This window comes from Pseudomonas sp. SLBN-26 (assembly GCF_006715895.1).
Taxonomy (GTDB): Bacteria; Pseudomonadota; Gammaproteobacteria; order Pseudomonadales; family Pseudomonadaceae; genus Metapseudomonas; species Metapseudomonas otitidis.
In genome coordinates this window covers 194,830-210,403 of sequence record NZ_VFOB01000001.1, presented here as the reverse complement: position 1 = coordinate 210,403, position 15,574 = coordinate 194,830, and the positions used below count along the sequence as shown (strand labels likewise).

18 protein-coding genes are annotated in these 15,574 nt (G+C 65.9%); all 18 read right to left on the bottom strand.

The annotated features are described in order from the left end of the window. Positions 1-106: 106 nt before the first annotated feature. The 18 genes from flhB to fliE all read right to left on the bottom strand — a co-directional run bounded on the left by flhB (position 107) and on the right by fliE (position 15,437). The gene (flhB, locus tag FBY21_RS01000) at positions 107-1,243 is read right to left on the bottom strand and encodes a flagellar biosynthesis protein FlhB (RefSeq protein ID WP_142007982.1); all 1,137 of its coding nucleotides are present in this window, start codon (positions 1,241-1,243) and stop codon (positions 107-109) included. A 60-nt stretch (positions 1,244-1,303) separates the two neighbouring features. Then, positions 1,304-2,080 carry a flagellar biosynthetic protein FliR gene (gene fliR / locus FBY21_RS00995; RefSeq protein ID WP_044408114.1) on the bottom strand — a complete coding sequence of 259 codons (777 nt, stop codon included), beginning with the start codon at positions 2,078-2,080 and terminating at the stop codon, positions 1,304-1,306. Position 2,081: 1 nt separating this feature from the next. Continuing rightward, complete coding sequence (fliQ, locus tag FBY21_RS00990; protein ID WP_044408117.1) at positions 2,082-2,351, bottom strand: flagellar biosynthesis protein FliQ; 270 nt, start codon at positions 2,349-2,351, stop codon at positions 2,082-2,084. Positions 2,352-2,353: 2 nt separating this feature from the next. After that, positions 2,354-3,109 (bottom strand): flagellar type III secretion system pore protein FliP, encoded by a 756-nt coding sequence (gene fliP, locus FBY21_RS00985; RefSeq protein WP_107328823.1) that lies wholly within the window; start codon positions 3,107-3,109, stop codon positions 2,354-2,356. Continuing rightward, positions 3,109-3,579 (bottom strand): flagellar biosynthetic protein FliO, encoded by a 471-nt coding sequence (fliO, locus tag FBY21_RS00980; RefSeq protein WP_142007980.1) that lies wholly within the window; start codon positions 3,577-3,579, stop codon positions 3,109-3,111. Before fliO ends, fliP begins: the two co-directional genes overlap by 1 nt. A gap of 2 nt (positions 3,580-3,581) precedes the next feature. Beyond that, positions 3,582-4,055, bottom strand: coding sequence for a flagellar motor switch protein FliN (gene fliN / locus FBY21_RS00975; protein ID WP_044408125.1), 474 nt, complete (start codon positions 4,053-4,055; stop codon positions 3,582-3,584). 35 nt (positions 4,056-4,090) lie between these two features. After that, positions 4,091-5,062: a flagellar motor switch protein FliM gene (fliM, locus tag FBY21_RS00970; protein WP_044408128.1), complete on the bottom strand. Its 972-nt coding sequence runs from the start codon at positions 5,060-5,062 to the stop codon at positions 4,091-4,093. A gap of 12 nt (positions 5,063-5,074) precedes the next feature. Then, positions 5,075-5,602, bottom strand: a complete 528-nt coding sequence (gene fliL / locus FBY21_RS00965) for a flagellar basal body-associated protein FliL (RefSeq protein WP_142007977.1) — start codon at positions 5,600-5,602, stop codon at positions 5,075-5,077. A 189-nt stretch (positions 5,603-5,791) separates the two neighbouring features. Further along, entirely contained in the window at positions 5,792-7,129 is a 1,338-nt protein-coding gene (locus FBY21_RS00960; protein WP_142007975.1) for a flagellar hook-length control protein FliK, read from the bottom strand. Between the two features lie 65 nt (positions 7,130-7,194). After that, complete coding sequence (locus FBY21_RS00955) at positions 7,195-7,548, bottom strand: Hpt domain-containing protein (RefSeq protein ID WP_074968128.1); 354 nt, start codon at positions 7,546-7,548, stop codon at positions 7,195-7,197. Between the two features lie 31 nt (positions 7,549-7,579). Then, positions 7,580-9,274 (bottom strand): fused response regulator/phosphatase, encoded by a 1,695-nt coding sequence (locus FBY21_RS00950; protein WP_142007972.1) that lies wholly within the window; start codon positions 9,272-9,274, stop codon positions 7,580-7,582. Positions 9,275-9,281: 7 nt separating this feature from the next. Beyond that, entirely contained in the window at positions 9,282-9,587 is a 306-nt protein-coding gene (locus FBY21_RS00945) for an STAS domain-containing protein (RefSeq protein ID WP_044408138.1), read from the bottom strand. Between the two features lie 77 nt (positions 9,588-9,664). Next, a complete protein-coding gene (gene fliJ / locus FBY21_RS00940; RefSeq protein WP_044408141.1) occupies positions 9,665-10,114 on the bottom strand; it encodes a flagellar export protein FliJ in 450 nt (149 codons plus the stop codon). 6 nt (positions 10,115-10,120) lie between these two features. Next, positions 10,121-11,479 (bottom strand): flagellar protein export ATPase FliI, encoded by a 1,359-nt coding sequence (gene fliI / locus FBY21_RS00935; RefSeq protein WP_044408144.1) that lies wholly within the window; start codon positions 11,477-11,479, stop codon positions 10,121-10,123. Next, positions 11,469-12,278 (bottom strand): flagellar assembly protein FliH, encoded by an 810-nt coding sequence (gene fliH / locus FBY21_RS00930; protein ID WP_142007970.1) that lies wholly within the window; start codon positions 12,276-12,278, stop codon positions 11,469-11,471. Before fliH ends, fliI begins: the two co-directional genes overlap by 11 nt. Before the next feature lie 10 nt (positions 12,279-12,288). Further along, positions 12,289-13,305 carry a flagellar motor switch protein FliG gene (fliG, locus tag FBY21_RS00925; protein WP_044408149.1) on the bottom strand — a complete coding sequence of 339 codons (1,017 nt, stop codon included), beginning with the start codon at positions 13,303-13,305 and terminating at the stop codon, positions 12,289-12,291. Beyond that, entirely contained in the window at positions 13,298-15,085 is a 1,788-nt protein-coding gene (fliF, locus tag FBY21_RS00920) for a flagellar basal-body MS-ring/collar protein FliF (RefSeq protein WP_044408152.1), read from the bottom strand. Before fliF ends, fliG begins: the two co-directional genes overlap by 8 nt. 16 nt (positions 15,086-15,101) lie before the next feature. Continuing rightward, positions 15,102-15,437: a flagellar hook-basal body complex protein FliE gene (fliE, locus tag FBY21_RS00915; protein WP_044408155.1), complete on the bottom strand. Its 336-nt coding sequence runs from the start codon at positions 15,435-15,437 to the stop codon at positions 15,102-15,104. Between the last annotated feature and the right edge of the window lie 137 nt (positions 15,438-15,574).

Genomic DNA, 15,574 nt, shown 5'->3' with positions numbered 1-15,574 from the left:
AATCTTGACGCGCAAAACCGCGCACAAGCTCTGGTGCAAGAACCCTTCCAACTTCGTGAAACCTTGGCAGAACAGCGCGTTATGTCGACCCGGACGGGCCCGCGCCCTACTCGTCGCGCCGCAGATCGGCGGGGATGGGCGGCTCGGAAAGCGGCGGCGGTCGCTTGGCCTTGCCGGCACGGAACTGCTTGAGCTGGTAGACGTACGCCAGCACCTGGGCCACCGCCAGGTAGAGGCCGGCCGGAATCTCGTGGTCCAGCTCGGTGGAATAGAACACCGCCCGCGCCAGCGCCGGCGACTCCAGCACGGTGACCTTGTGCTCCTGGGCGATCTCGCGAATCTTCAGCGCGGTGAAGTCGTTGCCCTTGGCCAGCAGCACCGGTGCAGTGCCCTTGGCCGGGTCGTACTTGAGCGCCACGGCGAAGTGGGTCGGGTTGGTGATGACCACGTCGGCCTGAGGCACCGCCGCCATCATGCGGCGCTCGGCCATCTCCCGCTGCATGCGGCGGATGCGCGCCTTGACCTCGGGCTTGCCCTCGGAGTCCTTGTACTCGTCGCGCACTTCCTGCTTGGTCATCATCAGCTTCTGCTTGTTGTCCCAGAGCTGGTAGGGCACGTCGATCCCGGCGATGAGGATCAGCCCGCAGGCCAGCCAGACCGCACTCCAGCCCACCACCTGGACACTGTGCAGGATGGCCCGGTCCAGCGGCTCGTGGGCGATGGCCAGCAGGTCATCGGCATCCGAGGAGAGCACCATCACCGCCACCATCAGCACCAGCGCGAACTTGCCCAGGGCCTTGAGCAGCTCCACCAGCGCGTGAGCGGAAAACATGCGTTTGAGGCCGGAAAGCGGGTTCATCCGGCTGAACTTCGGCCCCATCGCTTCCGGAGAAAACAGCCAGCCGCCCAGCGCCACCGGCGCCGCCAGGGAGATGATCAGCAAGGTCACCAGCAGCGGCATGACCGCCGACAGCGCCATCTGCCCGGCATGCAGCAGGAACAGCCCCATGCTGCGCTCGTCCAGCAACACCTCGCGGGAAAAGTCGAAGCTGGTGCGCATCATCTTCATCATCATGTCCGCCAGCCCCCCGCCGGTGGCCAGCAGCCCCCCTGCCCCACCCAGGGTGATGGCCAGGGTGTTCAGCTCCCGGGATCGAGCGATCTGCCCCTTCTCGCGCGCCTCCTGCTGGCGTTTCGCTGTGGGTTCTTCGCTCTTGTCCGCCCCGCTCTCACTCTCTGCCATGGCGCACCTCGGCAGCAGGCCCGGTTGACCGACCGGGACGGGTAAGGGGTTGAAGGACCATCAGCGCGCCCTCACCAACTCGCGCAGCAGCTGCAGCGCGTCGGTGGCCAGCACCTGGTACTGGGACAGGATGTCGGCCATGCCGATCCAGATGATCACCAGGCCCATGGCCACGGTGAGCGGGAAACCGATGGAGAAGATGTTCAGCTGCGGCGCGGCACGGGTCATCACGCCAAAGGCGATGTTCACCACCAGCAACGCCGTGATCGCCGGTAACGCCAGCAAAAGGCCGGCCCCCAGCACCCAGCCCAGGCGGGTGGCCAGTTCCCAGAAGTGAGCGGCCATCAGCCCCCCGCCCACCGGCAGCGTCACGAAACTCTCGGCCAGCACCTCGAACACCACCAGGTGGCCGTTCATGGCCAGGAACAGCAGCGTCACCAGCATGGTGAAGAACTGGCCGATCACCGGCACCGATACCCCGTTGGTGGGGTCCACCATGGACGCGAAGCCCAGGCCCATCTGCACCGCCAGGATCTGGCCGGCCACCACGAAGGCGTGGAAGAACAACTGCAGCGCAAACCCCATCACCGCGCCGATCAGCACCTGCTCCAGCACCAGCAGGAAGGCCCGCAAGCTCACGGCGTCCACTTCAGGCATGGGTGGCAGATTGGGCGCCAGCACCACAGTGATGGCGAGAGCGAGGTAAAGCCGCACGCGATTCGGCACCAGCTGGGTCCCGAACAGCGGCATGGTCATCAGCAAGGAAGCGATACGGAACAGCGGCAGCACCAGGCTGGCGATCCAGCCACCGATCTGCGAGGAGGTCAGCTCCAGCATCTCAGCCGATCAGCATGGGAATGTTGTGGTAGAGCGTGGTGATGTACTCCATCAGCTGGCGGGTCAGCCAGGGGCCGGCCACCATCAGCGTCATCAGCATCACCAGCAGGCGCGGCAGGAAGCTCAGGGTCTGCTCGTTGATCTGGGTCGCAGCCTGGAACATCGCCACGATCAGGCCCACCACCAGGCTAGGCACCACCAGGATCCCGACGATGACGCAGGTCAGCCACAACGCCTCACGGAACAGGTCGACGGCAATCTCGGGTGTCATCGCTAGACGCCTCCGAAGCTTCCGGCCAGGGTGCCGATGATCAGCGCCCAGCCATCCACCAGCACGAACAGCATGATCTTGAACGGCAACGAAATGATCAGCGGCGAGAGCATCATCATGCCCATCGCCATCAGTACGCTCGCCACCACCAGGTCGATGATCAGGAACGGGATGAAGATCATGAAGCCGATCTGGAAGGCGGTCTTCAGCTCGGACGTGACGAAAGCCGGCACCAGGATGGTCAAGGGCGTGGCGTCGGCACTGGGAATGTCGGTGCGCTTGGACAACCGCACGAACAGCTCCAGGTCACTGGAGCGGGTCTGCGCCAGCATGAAGTTCTTGACCGGTCCCTCGGCCCGCTTGATCGCCTCCTGGGCCGGCAACTGCCCGTTCAGGTAGGGCTGCAGGGCATCGCGGTTCACCTGGTCGAACACCGGCGCCATGATGAACATCGTCAGGAACAGCGCCATCCCGGTGAGGATCTGGTTCGACGGGGTCTGCTGCAGGCCCAGCGCCTGGCGGAGGATGGAAAAGACGATGATGATCCGGGTGAAGCTGGTCATCAGCATGACGAACGCCGGGATGAAGCTCAGCGCCGTCATGATCAGCAGGATCTGCAGGCTGACCGAATACTCCTGCTGACCCTGTGCGTCGGTGGTCAGGGTGATGGCGGAGACCGACAACGGGTCGTCGGCGCCCAGCGCCAGGGGGGCCGCCACCGCCAGCAGCAGGGCGATCAGGATGCGCCAGAAGGCCATCAGTGCTTGTCCTTGTCCTTGCCCAGCAACTCCATCAGGCGCTGGGCGAATTCGGGTTGGGCGGGTTGCGAATCGGGCAGGTGCACCGGCTCCTTGAGCACGTGCAGCGGGGTGATGCGGCCCGGCGTGAGCCCGAGCAGGACCTGCTCGTTACCCACCTGGACCAGCACCAGCCGGTCCCGCGGGCTGAGGGCCTGGCTGGCGATCAGGCGGATCGCACGGTCACTGCCGCGCGGCCCCATCTGCTGCACCCGGCGCAGCAGCCAGGCGAGCAGGAAGATCACCCCCACCACCAGCAGCAAGCCCAGGGTGAGCTGACCGAGCTGGGCGGCCACACCGCTGCCGCTGGTCACCGCAGTCGCAGACGCGGCCGTGGCGCTGGCCGCAGCAGGCGCCGGGGCGACCGCTGCCGGCTCGGCAGCCGTGGCCGCCAGCGGGGCGAAGATGAGGGCGAACAGGAGGCGGCTCATGGTCAGCGCAGCTTCTTGATGCGTTCGCTGGGGCTGATCACGTCGGTCAGGCGGATGCCGAACTTCTCGTTCACCACCACCACTTCCCCGTGGGCGATCAGGGTGCCGTTGACCAGCACGTCCAGCGGCTCGCCGGCCAGGCGGTCCAGCTCGATCACCGAGCCCTGGTTCAACTGCAACAGGTTGCGGATGGTGATGTCGGTATTACCCACTTCCATGGAGATGGACACCGGAATGTCGAGGATCACATCCAGGTTCGGGCCATCCAGGCTCACCGGCGCGTTGGAGCGCGGCACGCTACCGAACTCTTCCATGGGCGCACGGGGGTTGGCGGCAGGGGCCTCGGGGGCCGCGCCCTGGTTCATCAGCGCGTCGATATCGTCCTGGCCGGGGCTCTCGCCGGCCTCCGCCAGCGCGGCAGCCCACTCGTCGGCGAGCGCCTGTTCCTCGGGCGTGGTGTTTTCTTCGTCTGCCATCTCGACCTCGTCGGCTTACGTAATGAGAGCGACCGTCAGCGGGGACGGTCGATGGGATCCAGTATCTGCAGCGACAGGTTGCCCTTGTGGGCCCCCAGCTTGACCTTGAAGGCCGGCACGCCGTTGGCGCGCATGATCATGTATTCGGGCATGTCCACCGGGATCACGTCCCCGGGCTGCATGTGCAGGATGTCCCGCAGGCGCAGCTGGCGGCGCACCACGGTGGCGCCCACCGGCACGCTGACGTCGAGGATGTCCTCGCGCAGGGCCTTGATCCAGCGCTCGTCCTGATCGTCGACATCGGACTGGAAGCCGGCATCGAGCATCTCGCGGATCGGCTCGATCATCGAATAGGGCATGGTGATGTGCAGGTCGCCGCCACCGCCGTCCAGCTCGATGTGGAAGGTGGAAACCACCACCACTTCACTGGGGCTGACAATGTTGGCGAGTGCCGGGTTCACCTCCGAGTTGATGTACTCGAAGTGCACGTCCATCACCGCGTGCCAGGCCTCCTTCAGGTCGATGAAGGCCTGGTCGAGGACCATGCGCACCACCCGCAGCTCGGTGGGGGTGAATTCGCGGCCTTCGATCTTGGCGTGGCGCCCATCGCCCCCGAAGAAGTTGTCCACCAGCTTGAACACCAGCTTGGCGTCGAGGATGAACAGCCCGGTGCCGCGCAGCGGCTTCATCTTCACCAGGTTGAGGCTGGTAGGGACGTAGAGGGAGTGCACGTACTCGCCGAACTTCATCACCTGCACACCGCCCACCGCGACGTCCGCGGAGCGGCGCAACAGGTTGAACATGCTGATGCGGGTGTAGCGGGCGAAGCGCTCGTTGATCATCTCGAGGGTGGGCATGCGCCCACGGACGATCCGGTCCTGGCTGGTCAGGTCATAACTTTTGACACTGCCAGGCTCGACGTCGCTTTCGGTCTCAACGAGGCCATCGTCGACGCCGTGCAGCAGGGCATCGATCTCGTCCTGGGAAAGGAGGTCTTGTACGGCCATGGTTGAACCCGCCTACTGCAATACGAAGTTGGTGAACAGGACCTGCTCGATCACGACCTTGCCGGTTTCCTGCTTGGCCAGTTCCTGGACGGTCGCCGTGGCCTGCTGGCGCAGCATCTCCTTGCCCACGGCAGTCACGAGGTTGTCGAAGTTCTGGCCGGAGAAGAGCATGACGAGCTTGTTGCGCAGCACCGGCATGTGGACTTTCAGGGCATCCATCTCGCCCTTGTCACGGGCCATCAGCGCCACGCTGACCTGCATGTAGCGCTGCCGCCCGTTCTGGTTGAAGTTGACCACGAAGGCAGGAGCCAACGGCTCGTAGATGGCCGGCTGCTTGACCGGAGCGGCGTGCTCGGCGGCGGCTGCCTCCTCCTTCTTGCCCTCGTCCTTCTTGTCCCCGCCCTTGCTGAGGAAGAACCAGGTGGCCCCGACGGAAAGCCCGATCGCCAGCAACAGCGCCACCACGATCAGGATGATCAGTTTGAGCTTGCTCTTGCCCGCCGGTTTCTCTTCCCCGGCCGCTGCTTCTTTCTTCGCCATGCCAATATTCCGTCGCTGAGCGGCTTTCCGTCCGCATTCAATGGGTTGTGAGCAAGTGCTATGCCAGGCTCTCAACAATCGCGCTGGGTATACCAGTGTCGCCCGCGCCTGTCATCCAAGAAAAAGCGCCCGGTACGTTCTCGTACCGGGCGCTCTAAGTCTAGAACAGGACGGCGTCGGCTCGACGGATCAGGCGTAGTAGTCCACCAGCCCCCGGGCGACGCCGGCCGCAGCAGGTCGCAGCTCACTGACGCCTGCCAGCGTCTCGTCATCGCCGGAACCGCCCAGCAAGCCGCCATTGCCATTGCCGCCGCCACGACGCTCACCCTCGCCGCCCTGCTGGCCTTGCCAGCTGCGCGCCAGGGACTGGTCGGAGACGTTGACGTCGAGCTGGGTCATGCCCTGCTGGTTGAACATGTCGCGCAGGCGGTGCATCTGCCCTTCCAGCGCATCCCGCACGCCGGCGTTGGGGCTGGCGAAGGTGACCTGGGTCTGGTCCTGGTTCATGTGGATGCGAACCTCCAGCCGCCCCAGCTCCTGCGGGTCGAGCTGGATCTCGGCAGACTTCAGGTTCTGGCTGGACAACCACATCACCCGGTCCACCACCGCCTCGCTCCAGCCGTTCTGGTTGATGGCCACCGGCTGGCCGGGCACCACGGCCGGGGCACGCTGGGCCATGGCCGATTGCTGGGTCACGGCCTGATTGAGGGCATTCAGGCGGCTGTCCAGCACCTCGCTGCGGATCTCCGCCTTGTTCTCGCCCAGCCCCTGGGCCAGTTGTTCGGAGAACTCGCCGGCCGGCAACTCGACCTCGGGCGGCGTCTCGCTCACGTCGGCGTTCTTCTCGGAGAAGGCTGCCATGGCGCTGGCGAAGTTATGACTGCCGCTGGCGGAATTCTGGCTGTTCACCGTGGTAGTGGTGGCCGTCTGGACCGGGTCGCCCTCATTGCTGGCCTGCAGTGTCTGGGGCAGACCGACGACACCCTGGAGCGGGTCGGTTTCCTCTGCCGTGGGCTGGGTTGCCTGGGTCTGGGGCGTCGTGGCCAGTGGCGTGGTGACCACCAGCGCCGGCACCTCGGGCTGCACCTCCGCCGGCTGTACCTGCGGCTCGGTGGGCACCGGCGGCGTCTGGCCGTTCATGGCCATCAGCAGCAGCGGATCGAGCGTCGAACTGCCGTCGCTGGACGTGGTATCCGTCGAATCGTCGCTGGTGGTGGTGGCGGCTGCATCCGACGGCAAGGCGTTGCCGCTATCGGCAACGGTGGTCGGCTTGTCTGCCGGTGCGGCAGCCGGTTTGTCGGCCGGCTCGTCACTCTTGCGGTTGTCGGCAGGCTTGTCCCGGGCCTGCTTGGGCGCGGGTTCACTTCGTTCTGCAGGCTTGGCTTGCCGTTCCTTCGCATACATCTGGGCGAAGCTGGGAGCCCCGCTGTTGCTGGGCTCGGGCGTCCGCACCTGGGACTTTGCCGCCTGAAAGTTCGGCTTCACCTCAGGCTTGGCCTGCAGAAGCATATCGGGGGCAACGGGCATGGGCACTCTCCGCTGGGGGTTGGATTCGTGCCTGGGAGATTGCAAGTGACGGGCCAAGTCCGCCGTCAGAGGCGATAACGCTGCCGCTCGGAGCGCATGAGGATGCGCACGATGGCGAATTCACGCTCGATCTGCTCCACCAGCGAGGGCGCCTCGTCGAGTTGCTCACGACGCCCGGCTTCTTCCAGTTGCTTGCACAGCGACGACAGCAGAGGTGCCCCCATGTTGCTGCAGCTGCCCTTGAAGCTGTGGGCAGCCAGGCGCAGCCCCTGGGCATCGCCCTGGTCGCAGGCCTGGTGCAGCAGGCGCAGGCGCTCCTCGGAGTCCACCAGGAAGGTGTCCAGCAGGACGGGATACTCGTCCTCCATCACCTCCTGCAAGGCAGCGAGCACAGTGGTATCGATATGCAGATCGGACAACCCGGTTACCCCCGGCAGAACACAATGAACATCAGGATGGGCGCGGCCAGACGAACTCCACGCGAATGCCCTTGCCATCCTCCGGCAAGTCGCAGCGTGCGGCAAGCTGCCTGACGAGATTCAGGCCGCGCCCGCTGAGCAGCACCTTGCCGTCCTGGACGGCAGGCAGTTGCCGTGCGTCGAATCCCTTGCCGCTGTCCTCCACCTGGATACGCAGGCGCCCTCCCTCCCCCTCAGGCATCAGCGCGAGGTGGATGCGTACATGCCCCTCCTCCAGTCGCTCCAGGCGGGCGCTGCGCTCGCGGTAGTACTCGGCGAACCCCCTGGCATCTCGCTTGAGGGCGGAGTCCAGCCCCAGCACGCCGTGCTCCAGGGCATTGGAATACAGCTCAGCCAGCACCGTGTAGAGCGCACCACCCTGCTCCCTCAACCCCTGGACTTCCAGCAGCAACTGCAACAGGAACGGCAGCGGATTGAAGCGTTTGAGCGTCTGGGCGCGGAACTCGAAGCTGGCCGACCAGTCCAGAGGGCTGAGCTGGCCGCTGTCGGTGAAGTCCAGCTGCGGCCATTGCTCCAGGCCATCCACCACGCCCACTTCGATCATGCTGACGTCGTCCTGGGCTTCGCCACGGAACGCCGTGAGGGATTGCTGGATGGCATCGAACAGGTGCTCGGAACGCCCACAGCGGGCGAACACCTCCTTCAGCCGCTCGTCGCCGTAAAGCTCTCCGGCTTCGTTGCGCGTTTCCAGCACCCCATCGGACCAGAGGAAGATGCGATCCCCCAGCTCCACCGGGTAGACCTCGTAGGTGGCATCGAACACCGCCGGGTCCAGCACACCCAGCGGCAGGTGCCGGGATACCAGCGGCACCACGCTGCCATCGGCGCCGCGACGCAGGTAACCCTCCGGCAGGCCGCCATTCCACACCTCCAGCAGCCGCTGCTGGAAATTGAGGTTGAGCAGCGTGGCGCAGCAGAACACGCCAACCGGCAGGATGCGCTTCAGCTTGGCGTTCATCTCCCGGAGGATGTCGGACATGGCATAGCCCTTGGCCGTCATGCCGTAGAACACCTCGGCCAGGGGCATCGCCCCGATGGCCGCCGGCAGCCCATGGCCGGTGAAGTCCCCCAGCAGCACATGCATGCCGCCGGAGGGTTTGAAGGCGGCCAGCAACAGGTCACCGTTGAACAGCGCATAGGGCGACTGCAGGTAGCGGATGTTGGAGGCCTTGAGGCAGCCGGAGTGGGCCACCTTGTCGAACACCGCCTTGGCCACCCGCTGCTCGGTGAGCAGGTGCTCATGGTGCCGAGCGATCAGGTCGCGCTGGTGCAGCACCGTCTCCTGCAGGCGGCGCAGGCGGTCCATGGCGTTGATCTTGGCTTCGAGGATGACCCGGTTGTAGGGCTTGGCGAGGAAGTCGTCACCGCCGGCCTCCAGGCAGCGTACGAGGGCTTCGTTCTCGGTCAGGGAGGTGAGGAAGATGATCGGGACCAGTTCCTCCCCTGCCATTTCCTTGATGCGCCGTGCAGCTTCGAAGCCGTCCATCTCCGGCATCAGCGCGTCCATCAGCACCAGGTTCGGCCGCTCCTGCTGGAACAGCGCCACCGCCTCCACGCCGTTGCCGGCAGTCAGGGCGCGGTGCCCCTGGCGACTGACGATGGTGGACAGCAGCATGCGGTCGGCCGCGTTGTCCTCGGCGATGAGGATCGACAGACGGCCGGGCACGGGCACCTCAGGCAATCTGGAACAGCTGCTCGAAGTTGGAGATGGCGAGGATCTTGCGGACGTCCGGGTTGCAGTTGGCCAGGCGGATCTGGGCGCTGTCGCCCCCCGCATGGTCACGCAGCAGCAGGAGCATGCCGAGGGCAGAGCTGTCGAGGTAGGTGGTGCCCTTCAGGTCGACGACATAGCGCTTGGGGGAAATGTTGACGCGCTCGTAGGCGTCGCGAAATTCCTGGTGGGCCCCGAAATCGAAACGTCCCTGAATGACGATGGTCAACTCTTGCCCGTCGCTCGAAGGCAGCGAGGTGATGGCCATGCAAGACTCCTTGGTCAGATGAAAAGGCGCGTGCTGAGAAGATTTAGCACCCGCCAGGGACCTCGGCAACCTGCGTCTTACTCCTGTCCGGGACGATTCAGACGCTGGGAGAGCTCATCCAGCAGGCGTTGCTCACGCTTGTCCTCCGCCAGCCGGGCCTCGTCACGGTAGCGCTGCACCAGCTTTTTCAGGCCCTCCAGCCGCGCGTAGCGTTGCTGCCAGGTGTCCCGCGCACGGTTCAGGTTCTCCCGGTGCCAGGCCACGCTCTGGTTCTGCTGGCTCACCGCCGCCTCCAATTGCGAAAGGAAGCGCTGGTAGTTGGTCAGCCATTGGCCGCTGACGCCCTGGCTGCCCTGGGTGATCCACTGCTGCTGGTAGTCGCCCCGGTAGCGCTCGAGGTCGCCTAGCTTGCCTTCGGCCTGGGCCAGCTGGGCCTGGCACTGGCCCATCAGCCGCGCGGCTTCGCGCTCGGCCTTCTGGGCCATCTCCACCACCGGCGCAAGGCGCGCCGCCCGGTCATTGGCCATCGTTCATCAACCCGCGTTGCCGTTGGCCAGTACGCCCCCCAGGCGCATGACGCTGCTGGCCAGCGGCTCGCTCTCGTCCAGGCCCTGCTGGAGGAAGGCCGCCATGGCGGGCTGGCGGGCGATGGCCAGGTCGGTGTCCGGGTCGCCACCGGCGACGTAGGCGCCGACGCTGATGAGGTCGCGGCTCTGCTGGTAGCGCGACCACAACTGCTTGAAGCGCTGGGCCATCTTCAGGTGCTCGGGGCTGACCACCTGGGGCATGACCCGGCTGATGGACGCCTCGATGTCGATGGCCGGGTAGTGCCCCTCCTCCGCCAGCCGGCGTGAGAGCACGAAGTGCCCGTCGAGCACGCCCCGCGCGGAGTCGGCGATGGGGTCCTGCTGGTCGTCGCCCTCGGAGAGCACGGTGTAGAAGGCGGTGATGGAGCCGCCGCCCTTCTCGCCATTGCCGGCGCGCTCCACCAGCTTGGGCAGCTTGGCGAAGACCGACGGCGGATAGCCCTTGGTCGCCGGCGGTTCACCAATGGCCAGGGCGATCTCCCGCTGGGCCTGGGCGAAGCGGGTCAGGGAATCCATCAGCAGCAGGACGTTCTTGCCCTTGTCGCGGAAGTACTCGGCGATGCGGGTGCAATACATGGCGGCGCGAAGACGCATCAGCGGCGCATCGTCGGCGGGTGATGCCACCACTACCGAGCGTTTGAGCCCCTCCTCGCCGAGGATGTGCTCGATGAATTCCTTCACCTCGCGGCCCCGTTCGCCGATCAGGCCGACCACGATGATCTCCGCCTCGGTGAAGCGGGTCATCATTCCCAGCAGCACCGACTTGCCGACGCCGGTGCCGGCGAACAGGCCCAGACGCTGGCCGCGACCGACGGTGAGCAGCCCGTTGATGGAGCGGATGCCGACATCCAGAGGAACGGAAATGGGGTCGCGGTTAAGCGGGTTGATCACCGGGCCGTCCATCGCCACCCAGTCCTCGGCCTTCATCCCACCCTTGCCGTCCAGCGCACGGCCGGCGCCATCCAGCACCCGACCGAGCATGGACATGCCCATGGGCAGGCGACCGGTATCCGGCAGGGGCACGACCCGCGCACCGGGCGCGATGCCGGCCAGGCTGCCCACCGGCATCAGGTACAGCTTGCCGCTGGCGAAGCCCATGACTTCGGCCTCGACCTGCACGGGGTGGTAGCTGTCGTCGTTGATCACCAGGCAGCGGCTGCCGATGGCCGCGCGCAGGCCCTCGGCCTCCAGGGTCAGGCCGACCATGCGCAGCAGGCGCCCCTCCACCACGGGCTGGTTGGGCAGGCTGACCGCGTCGGCATACCCGGCCAGGCGGCGGGCAAAGCTGACCCGATCAAGACGCATGGCCGTCCTCGAGGTCGATGGACAGGTCGGCAGCCGGCGGGTGCACCTTCTGGTCCCGCTGCTGGTCGAAGAGCTGCTTGAGAGCCTGGGCCAGGCGGGTTTCCACGCTAGCATCGATGCGGCTGTGCTCGGTCTCGATCCGGCAACCGCCGGGCAGCAGGCCATCGTCTTCGAGGATGCGCCAGGATTCCTCATGGCGCTCGCGCAGGGCCTTCACCAGCTCGAAGTCCTGCGGGTTGACGTGGATGCGCACGTTGCTCGCGCCCATGGGCAGCAGCTTGAGGGCTTCCCGCAGGATGTGGCGCAGCTGGGAGGAGTCGGTGGACAGCTCGCGCTGCACCACCTGCCGGGCCATGTGCCCCACCAGGTGGATGACGGCCTCTTCCAGCTGCTGGTCCTGCTCGGCGATGGGGTCCATCAGTTGCCCCATCAATTGCTCCAGCGCGTCGAGGCGGGCATTGAGCACGACCTCCGCCTCCTGCTTGGCCTTGAGCTGGCCGGCGTGGAAGCCGTCCTTCTCACCGGTGGCGAAGCCTTCGTTGTAGGCGTCCTGTCGGATGGCCTCCAGCTCTTCCAGCGTCAGCGGCTTGACGTCTTCCGGCGGGACCTCTTCGATCGTCTCCAGCCCCGGCTCCGGCTGCGCCTCGTCGACGGGCGCAGCAGGCTCCTCGCTCGGCACCGGCTCCGGCTCGACCGCAGGTGCCGGCACTTCCGGGTCGAAGCTGGGCAGCGACCAGCGGTCGAAGGCATTGATGTCCTTGGCGCGGATCAGCTCGCTCTGCGCATCCTTGTTGGCCATGGAATGCGCCTCAGATCATTTCTTCGCCGCCCTTGCCACCGAGGACGATCTCCCCGGCTTCGGCCATCCGGCGGGCGATGGTGAGGATTTCCTTCTGTGCCGCTTCCACGTCGCTGACGCGCACCGGGCCCTTGGCCTCGAGGTCGTCGCGCAGCAGTTCGGCGGCACGCTTGGACATGTTCTTGAAGACCTTTTCCTTGATCGCGTCGTCGGCGCCCTTGAGCGCCACCACCAGCACCTCGGAGGACACTTCGCGCATGAGCGCCTGGATACCCCGGTCGTCCACGTCGGCCAGGTTGTCGAAGACGAACATGAGGTCTTCGATCTGTCCGGACAGGTCGGCGTCCACTTCGCGGATGGAGTCCATCAGCGCGCCTTCGACCGAGCTGTCGAGGTAGTTCATGATGTCCGCCGCACGCTTGACGCCGCCCATGGTGGTGCGGGTCGAACTGGCGTTGCCGGCGAACTGCTTCTCGAGGATCAGGTTCAGTTCCTTCAACGCGGACGGCTGCACGGTGTTGAGGGACGACACCCGCAGGATGATGTCGAGGCGGACCTTGTGGTCGAAGTGACTGAGCACCTCACCGGCCTGGTCGGGGTCGAGGTAGGCGACGACGATGGCCTGGATCTGCGGGTGCTCGTAGCGGATCACGTCGGCCACGGCGCGCGGCTCCATCCACTTCAGGCTGTCCAGGCCGCTGGTGCTGCCGCCCAGCAGGATACGGTCGATGAGGTTGTTCGCCTTGTCCTCGCCCAGGGCCTGGGTGAGCATCTTGCGGATGTAGCCGTCGGCACCGACGCCCAGGCTGGTCTGGTCGCCGACGATCTCGACGAACTCGCCCATCACCTGCTCCACCTGCTCGCGGTGGACGTTGCGCATCTGCGCCATGGCCACGCCGACCTTCTGGACCTCCTTCGGGCCCATGTGGCGCAGCACTTGTGCGGCATCGGTCTCGCCAAGGGACAGGAGCAGGATGGCTGCCTTGTCCACCTTGGTCAGCTTGGCTGGGGGGCGATTGTCACTCATCGGAGTTGATCCACTCTTTGACTACCAGGGCCACGCGACCCGGGTCTTCAGCCACCAGGCTCTTGATCGCGTTCAGTTGCGCATCATACCCCTCGCTCGGGCTGGGCAGGAGGATGCTCTGCGGTCCGCCGAGGCTGACCCGATCATCGGCCAGCTCACCGGACAGCCCACCACCCAGTTCGCCCAGCTCGCGCTCGGCCGCCAGGGCTGCCTCGCGTTCCTTGTCCTTGGCGCCGGAGATGTTGTTCAGCACCGGACGCAGCACGAACCACACCAGGATCAGGATCAGCAGCGCCGGGAACAGCTGCTTCAGCGCGGACGTCAGCATCTGGAACCAGACCTGCTCGTACCACGGCAGTTCGATCACATCGTCCTGGCCGCCGAGGAACGGCGTGTTGATCACGCTGACGCTGTCGCCACGGCTGGCATCGAAGCCCACCGCGTCCTGCACCAGGCGGGTGAAGCGGGCCAGCTCGTCAGCGGTCCAGGGTACGTGGGTGGTCTCGCCCTGGGCGTTGACCTTGACCTGGTCGTCCAGCACCACGGCCACGGACAGACGGCGCAGGCGGCCTTGCTGCTGCTTGGTGTAGCTCACCGAACGGTCCAGCTCGTAGTTGCGGGTGCTCTGGTCGCGCTTGTCGGTCGGGTACGGCGCCAGCAGCGGCTTGCCGGTGGCCTGGTCGATGATCTGCTGGCCGTTGTCGTCGAGGATCGGCTGGCCGGGCTGCACGCCGGGAGCCGCAGCTGCGGTGGCCTGTTGCGGGGCATTGGCCGGGCCGGGAGGCTGGTTGGACAGCGCACCGGGCACGCCCTGGGGCCCGGAACCCGCCTGGCGCTCCTCGGCGAGCTTCTGCTCGCTGCGCAGGGCCGGCTGGTCGGGGTTGAACATTTCGGAGGTGGACTCGACGGCGCTGAAGTCGACGTCTGCCGACACCTCGGCCTTGTAGCGGCCGCTGCCCAGCACCGGCTGCAGGATGCTGTGCACGCGCTGGGTGAACAGGCTCTCCATCCGGCGGGTGTAGTCGTACTGCTTGCCCGCCATGGTCAGCTCAGACAGCTCCTGCTGGTCGGACAGCAGGGTGCCCTTCTGGTCGACCACGGTGACCTGGCCTTTCTCAAGTTCGGGAACACTGGTGGCCACCAGGTTGACGATGGCCATCACCTGGCTCGGCTCGAGATTGCGGCCCGGGTACAGCTCAACCAGTACGGAGGCGCTGGGCTTGCGCTCATCACGGACGAATACCGAGCTTTTCGGGATGGCCAGGTGGACGCGCGCGCCCTTGACGTTGTTCAGGCTGGAGATGGTGCGAGCCAGCTCGCCTTCCAGGCCCCGGCGGTAGCGGGTGGCCTCCATGAACTGGCTGGTGCCCAGGCCCTGGTCCTTGTCGAGGATTTCGAAACCGACGTTGCCGTCGCTGGGGGCGAGGCCGGCGCCAGCGAGCTTGATGCGCGCGCGCGCCACATCGTCCGCCTTGACCAGCAGCGCGCCGGAGTTGGGCTCGATCTTGTAGGGAATGTCGGCGCCGTTCAGCGTCTCCATCACCTGGTTCGCGTCCATGCCGGTGAGGCTGCCGTACAGCGGGCGGTAGTCCGGCTGCTGGGACCAGAGCACCACGGCGAAGCCGATGGCGACACTGGCGGCCAGTCCGACCATGAGGCCGATCTGGCGCAGCATGGTCATCTGCGACAGGTTTTCCAGGAAGGCCAGTCCGAACAGGGGCTTCTTCTCACCCGGCTCGGTGGAGGGTGCCGGTACGTTGGCGGTTGCTGCGTCTGCCATTTCTCACCTCCCCCCCTTAAACCGGCATCTGCATGATGTCTTGGTAGGCCTGGACCAGCTTGTTGCGCACCTGGGTCAAAGCCTGGAAGGAAACGCTGGCCTTCTGCGAAGCGATCATCACGTCGGTGATGTCGACGCCGCTCTTGCCCACCTCGAAGGCGGTGGCCAACTGACTGGACGCCTGCTGGACCTCGTTCACCTTGTTCACAGCCTGGCCGAGCATGTCGGAAAAGCTCGGCACCGCCGCAGCCTCGGGCGCAGCTTGGGTGGTGGGTTTGGGTCGTGCCATCGCCTCCATCTGCATGGAGCGCATTTCCAGCATCAGGCGATTGAATTCGACACCCTGGCTCATCACATTCCTCCGCGGCCGCAGATTTTTGACGCAGGAGCGGCCTTTGAAAGGGGATTTGCAACAAGGGTGCCAGAAATGGCGAAGGTGCTTGGGAAGGGACTGAAACGCAGGCAAAACAGAGGGTTGGCGCTGCCCTG

Coding starts and splice junctions, on each gene's coding strand:
- fliI (WP_044408144.1), bottom strand. CDS start 11,479: ATGCGTCTTGATCGGGTCAGCTTTGCCCGCCGCCTGGCCGGGTATGCC.
- FBY21_RS00960 (WP_142007975.1), bottom strand. CDS start 7,129: ATGCCCGTTGCCCCCGATATGCTTCTGCAGGCCAAGCCTGAGGTGAAG.
- fliL (WP_142007977.1), bottom strand. CDS start 5,602: ATGGCGAAGAAAGAAGCAGCGGCCGGGGAAGAGAAACCGGCGGGCAAG.
- fliF (WP_044408152.1), bottom strand. CDS start 15,085: ATGGCAGACGCAGCAACCGCCAACGTACCGGCACCCTCCACCGAGCCG.
- flhB (WP_142007982.1), bottom strand. CDS start 1,243: ATGGCAGAGAGTGAGAGCGGGGCGGACAAGAGCGAAGAACCCACAGCG.
- fliQ (WP_044408117.1), bottom strand. CDS start 2,351: ATGACACCCGAGATTGCCGTCGACCTGTTCCGTGAGGCGTTGTGGCTG.
- fliN (WP_044408125.1), bottom strand. CDS start 4,055: ATGGCAGACGAAGAAAACACCACGCCCGAGGAACAGGCGCTCGCCGAC.
- fliJ (WP_044408141.1), bottom strand. CDS start 10,114: ATGGCCAATGACCGGGCGGCGCGCCTTGCGCCGGTGGTGGAGATGGCC.
- fliM (WP_044408128.1), bottom strand. CDS start 5,062: ATGGCCGTACAAGACCTCCTTTCCCAGGACGAGATCGATGCCCTGCTG.
- fliG (WP_044408149.1), bottom strand. CDS start 13,305: ATGAGTGACAATCGCCCCCCAGCCAAGCTGACCAAGGTGGACAAGGCA.
- fliO (WP_142007980.1), bottom strand. CDS start 3,579: ATGAGCCGCCTCCTGTTCGCCCTCATCTTCGCCCCGCTGGCGGCCACG.
- fliH (WP_142007970.1), bottom strand. CDS start 12,278: ATGGCCAACAAGGATGCGCAGAGCGAGCTGATCCGCGCCAAGGACATC.
- FBY21_RS00945 (WP_044408138.1), bottom strand. CDS start 9,587: ATGGCCATCACCTCGCTGCCTTCGAGCGACGGGCAAGAGTTGACCATC.
- fliP (WP_107328823.1), bottom strand. CDS start 3,109: ATGGCCTTCTGGCGCATCCTGATCGCCCTGCTGCTGGCGGTGGCGGCC.
- fliR (WP_044408114.1), bottom strand. CDS start 2,080: ATGCTGGAGCTGACCTCCTCGCAGATCGGTGGCTGGATCGCCAGCCTG.
- fliE (WP_044408155.1), bottom strand. CDS start 15,437: ATGAGCCAGGGTGTCGAATTCAATCGCCTGATGCTGGAAATGCGCTCC.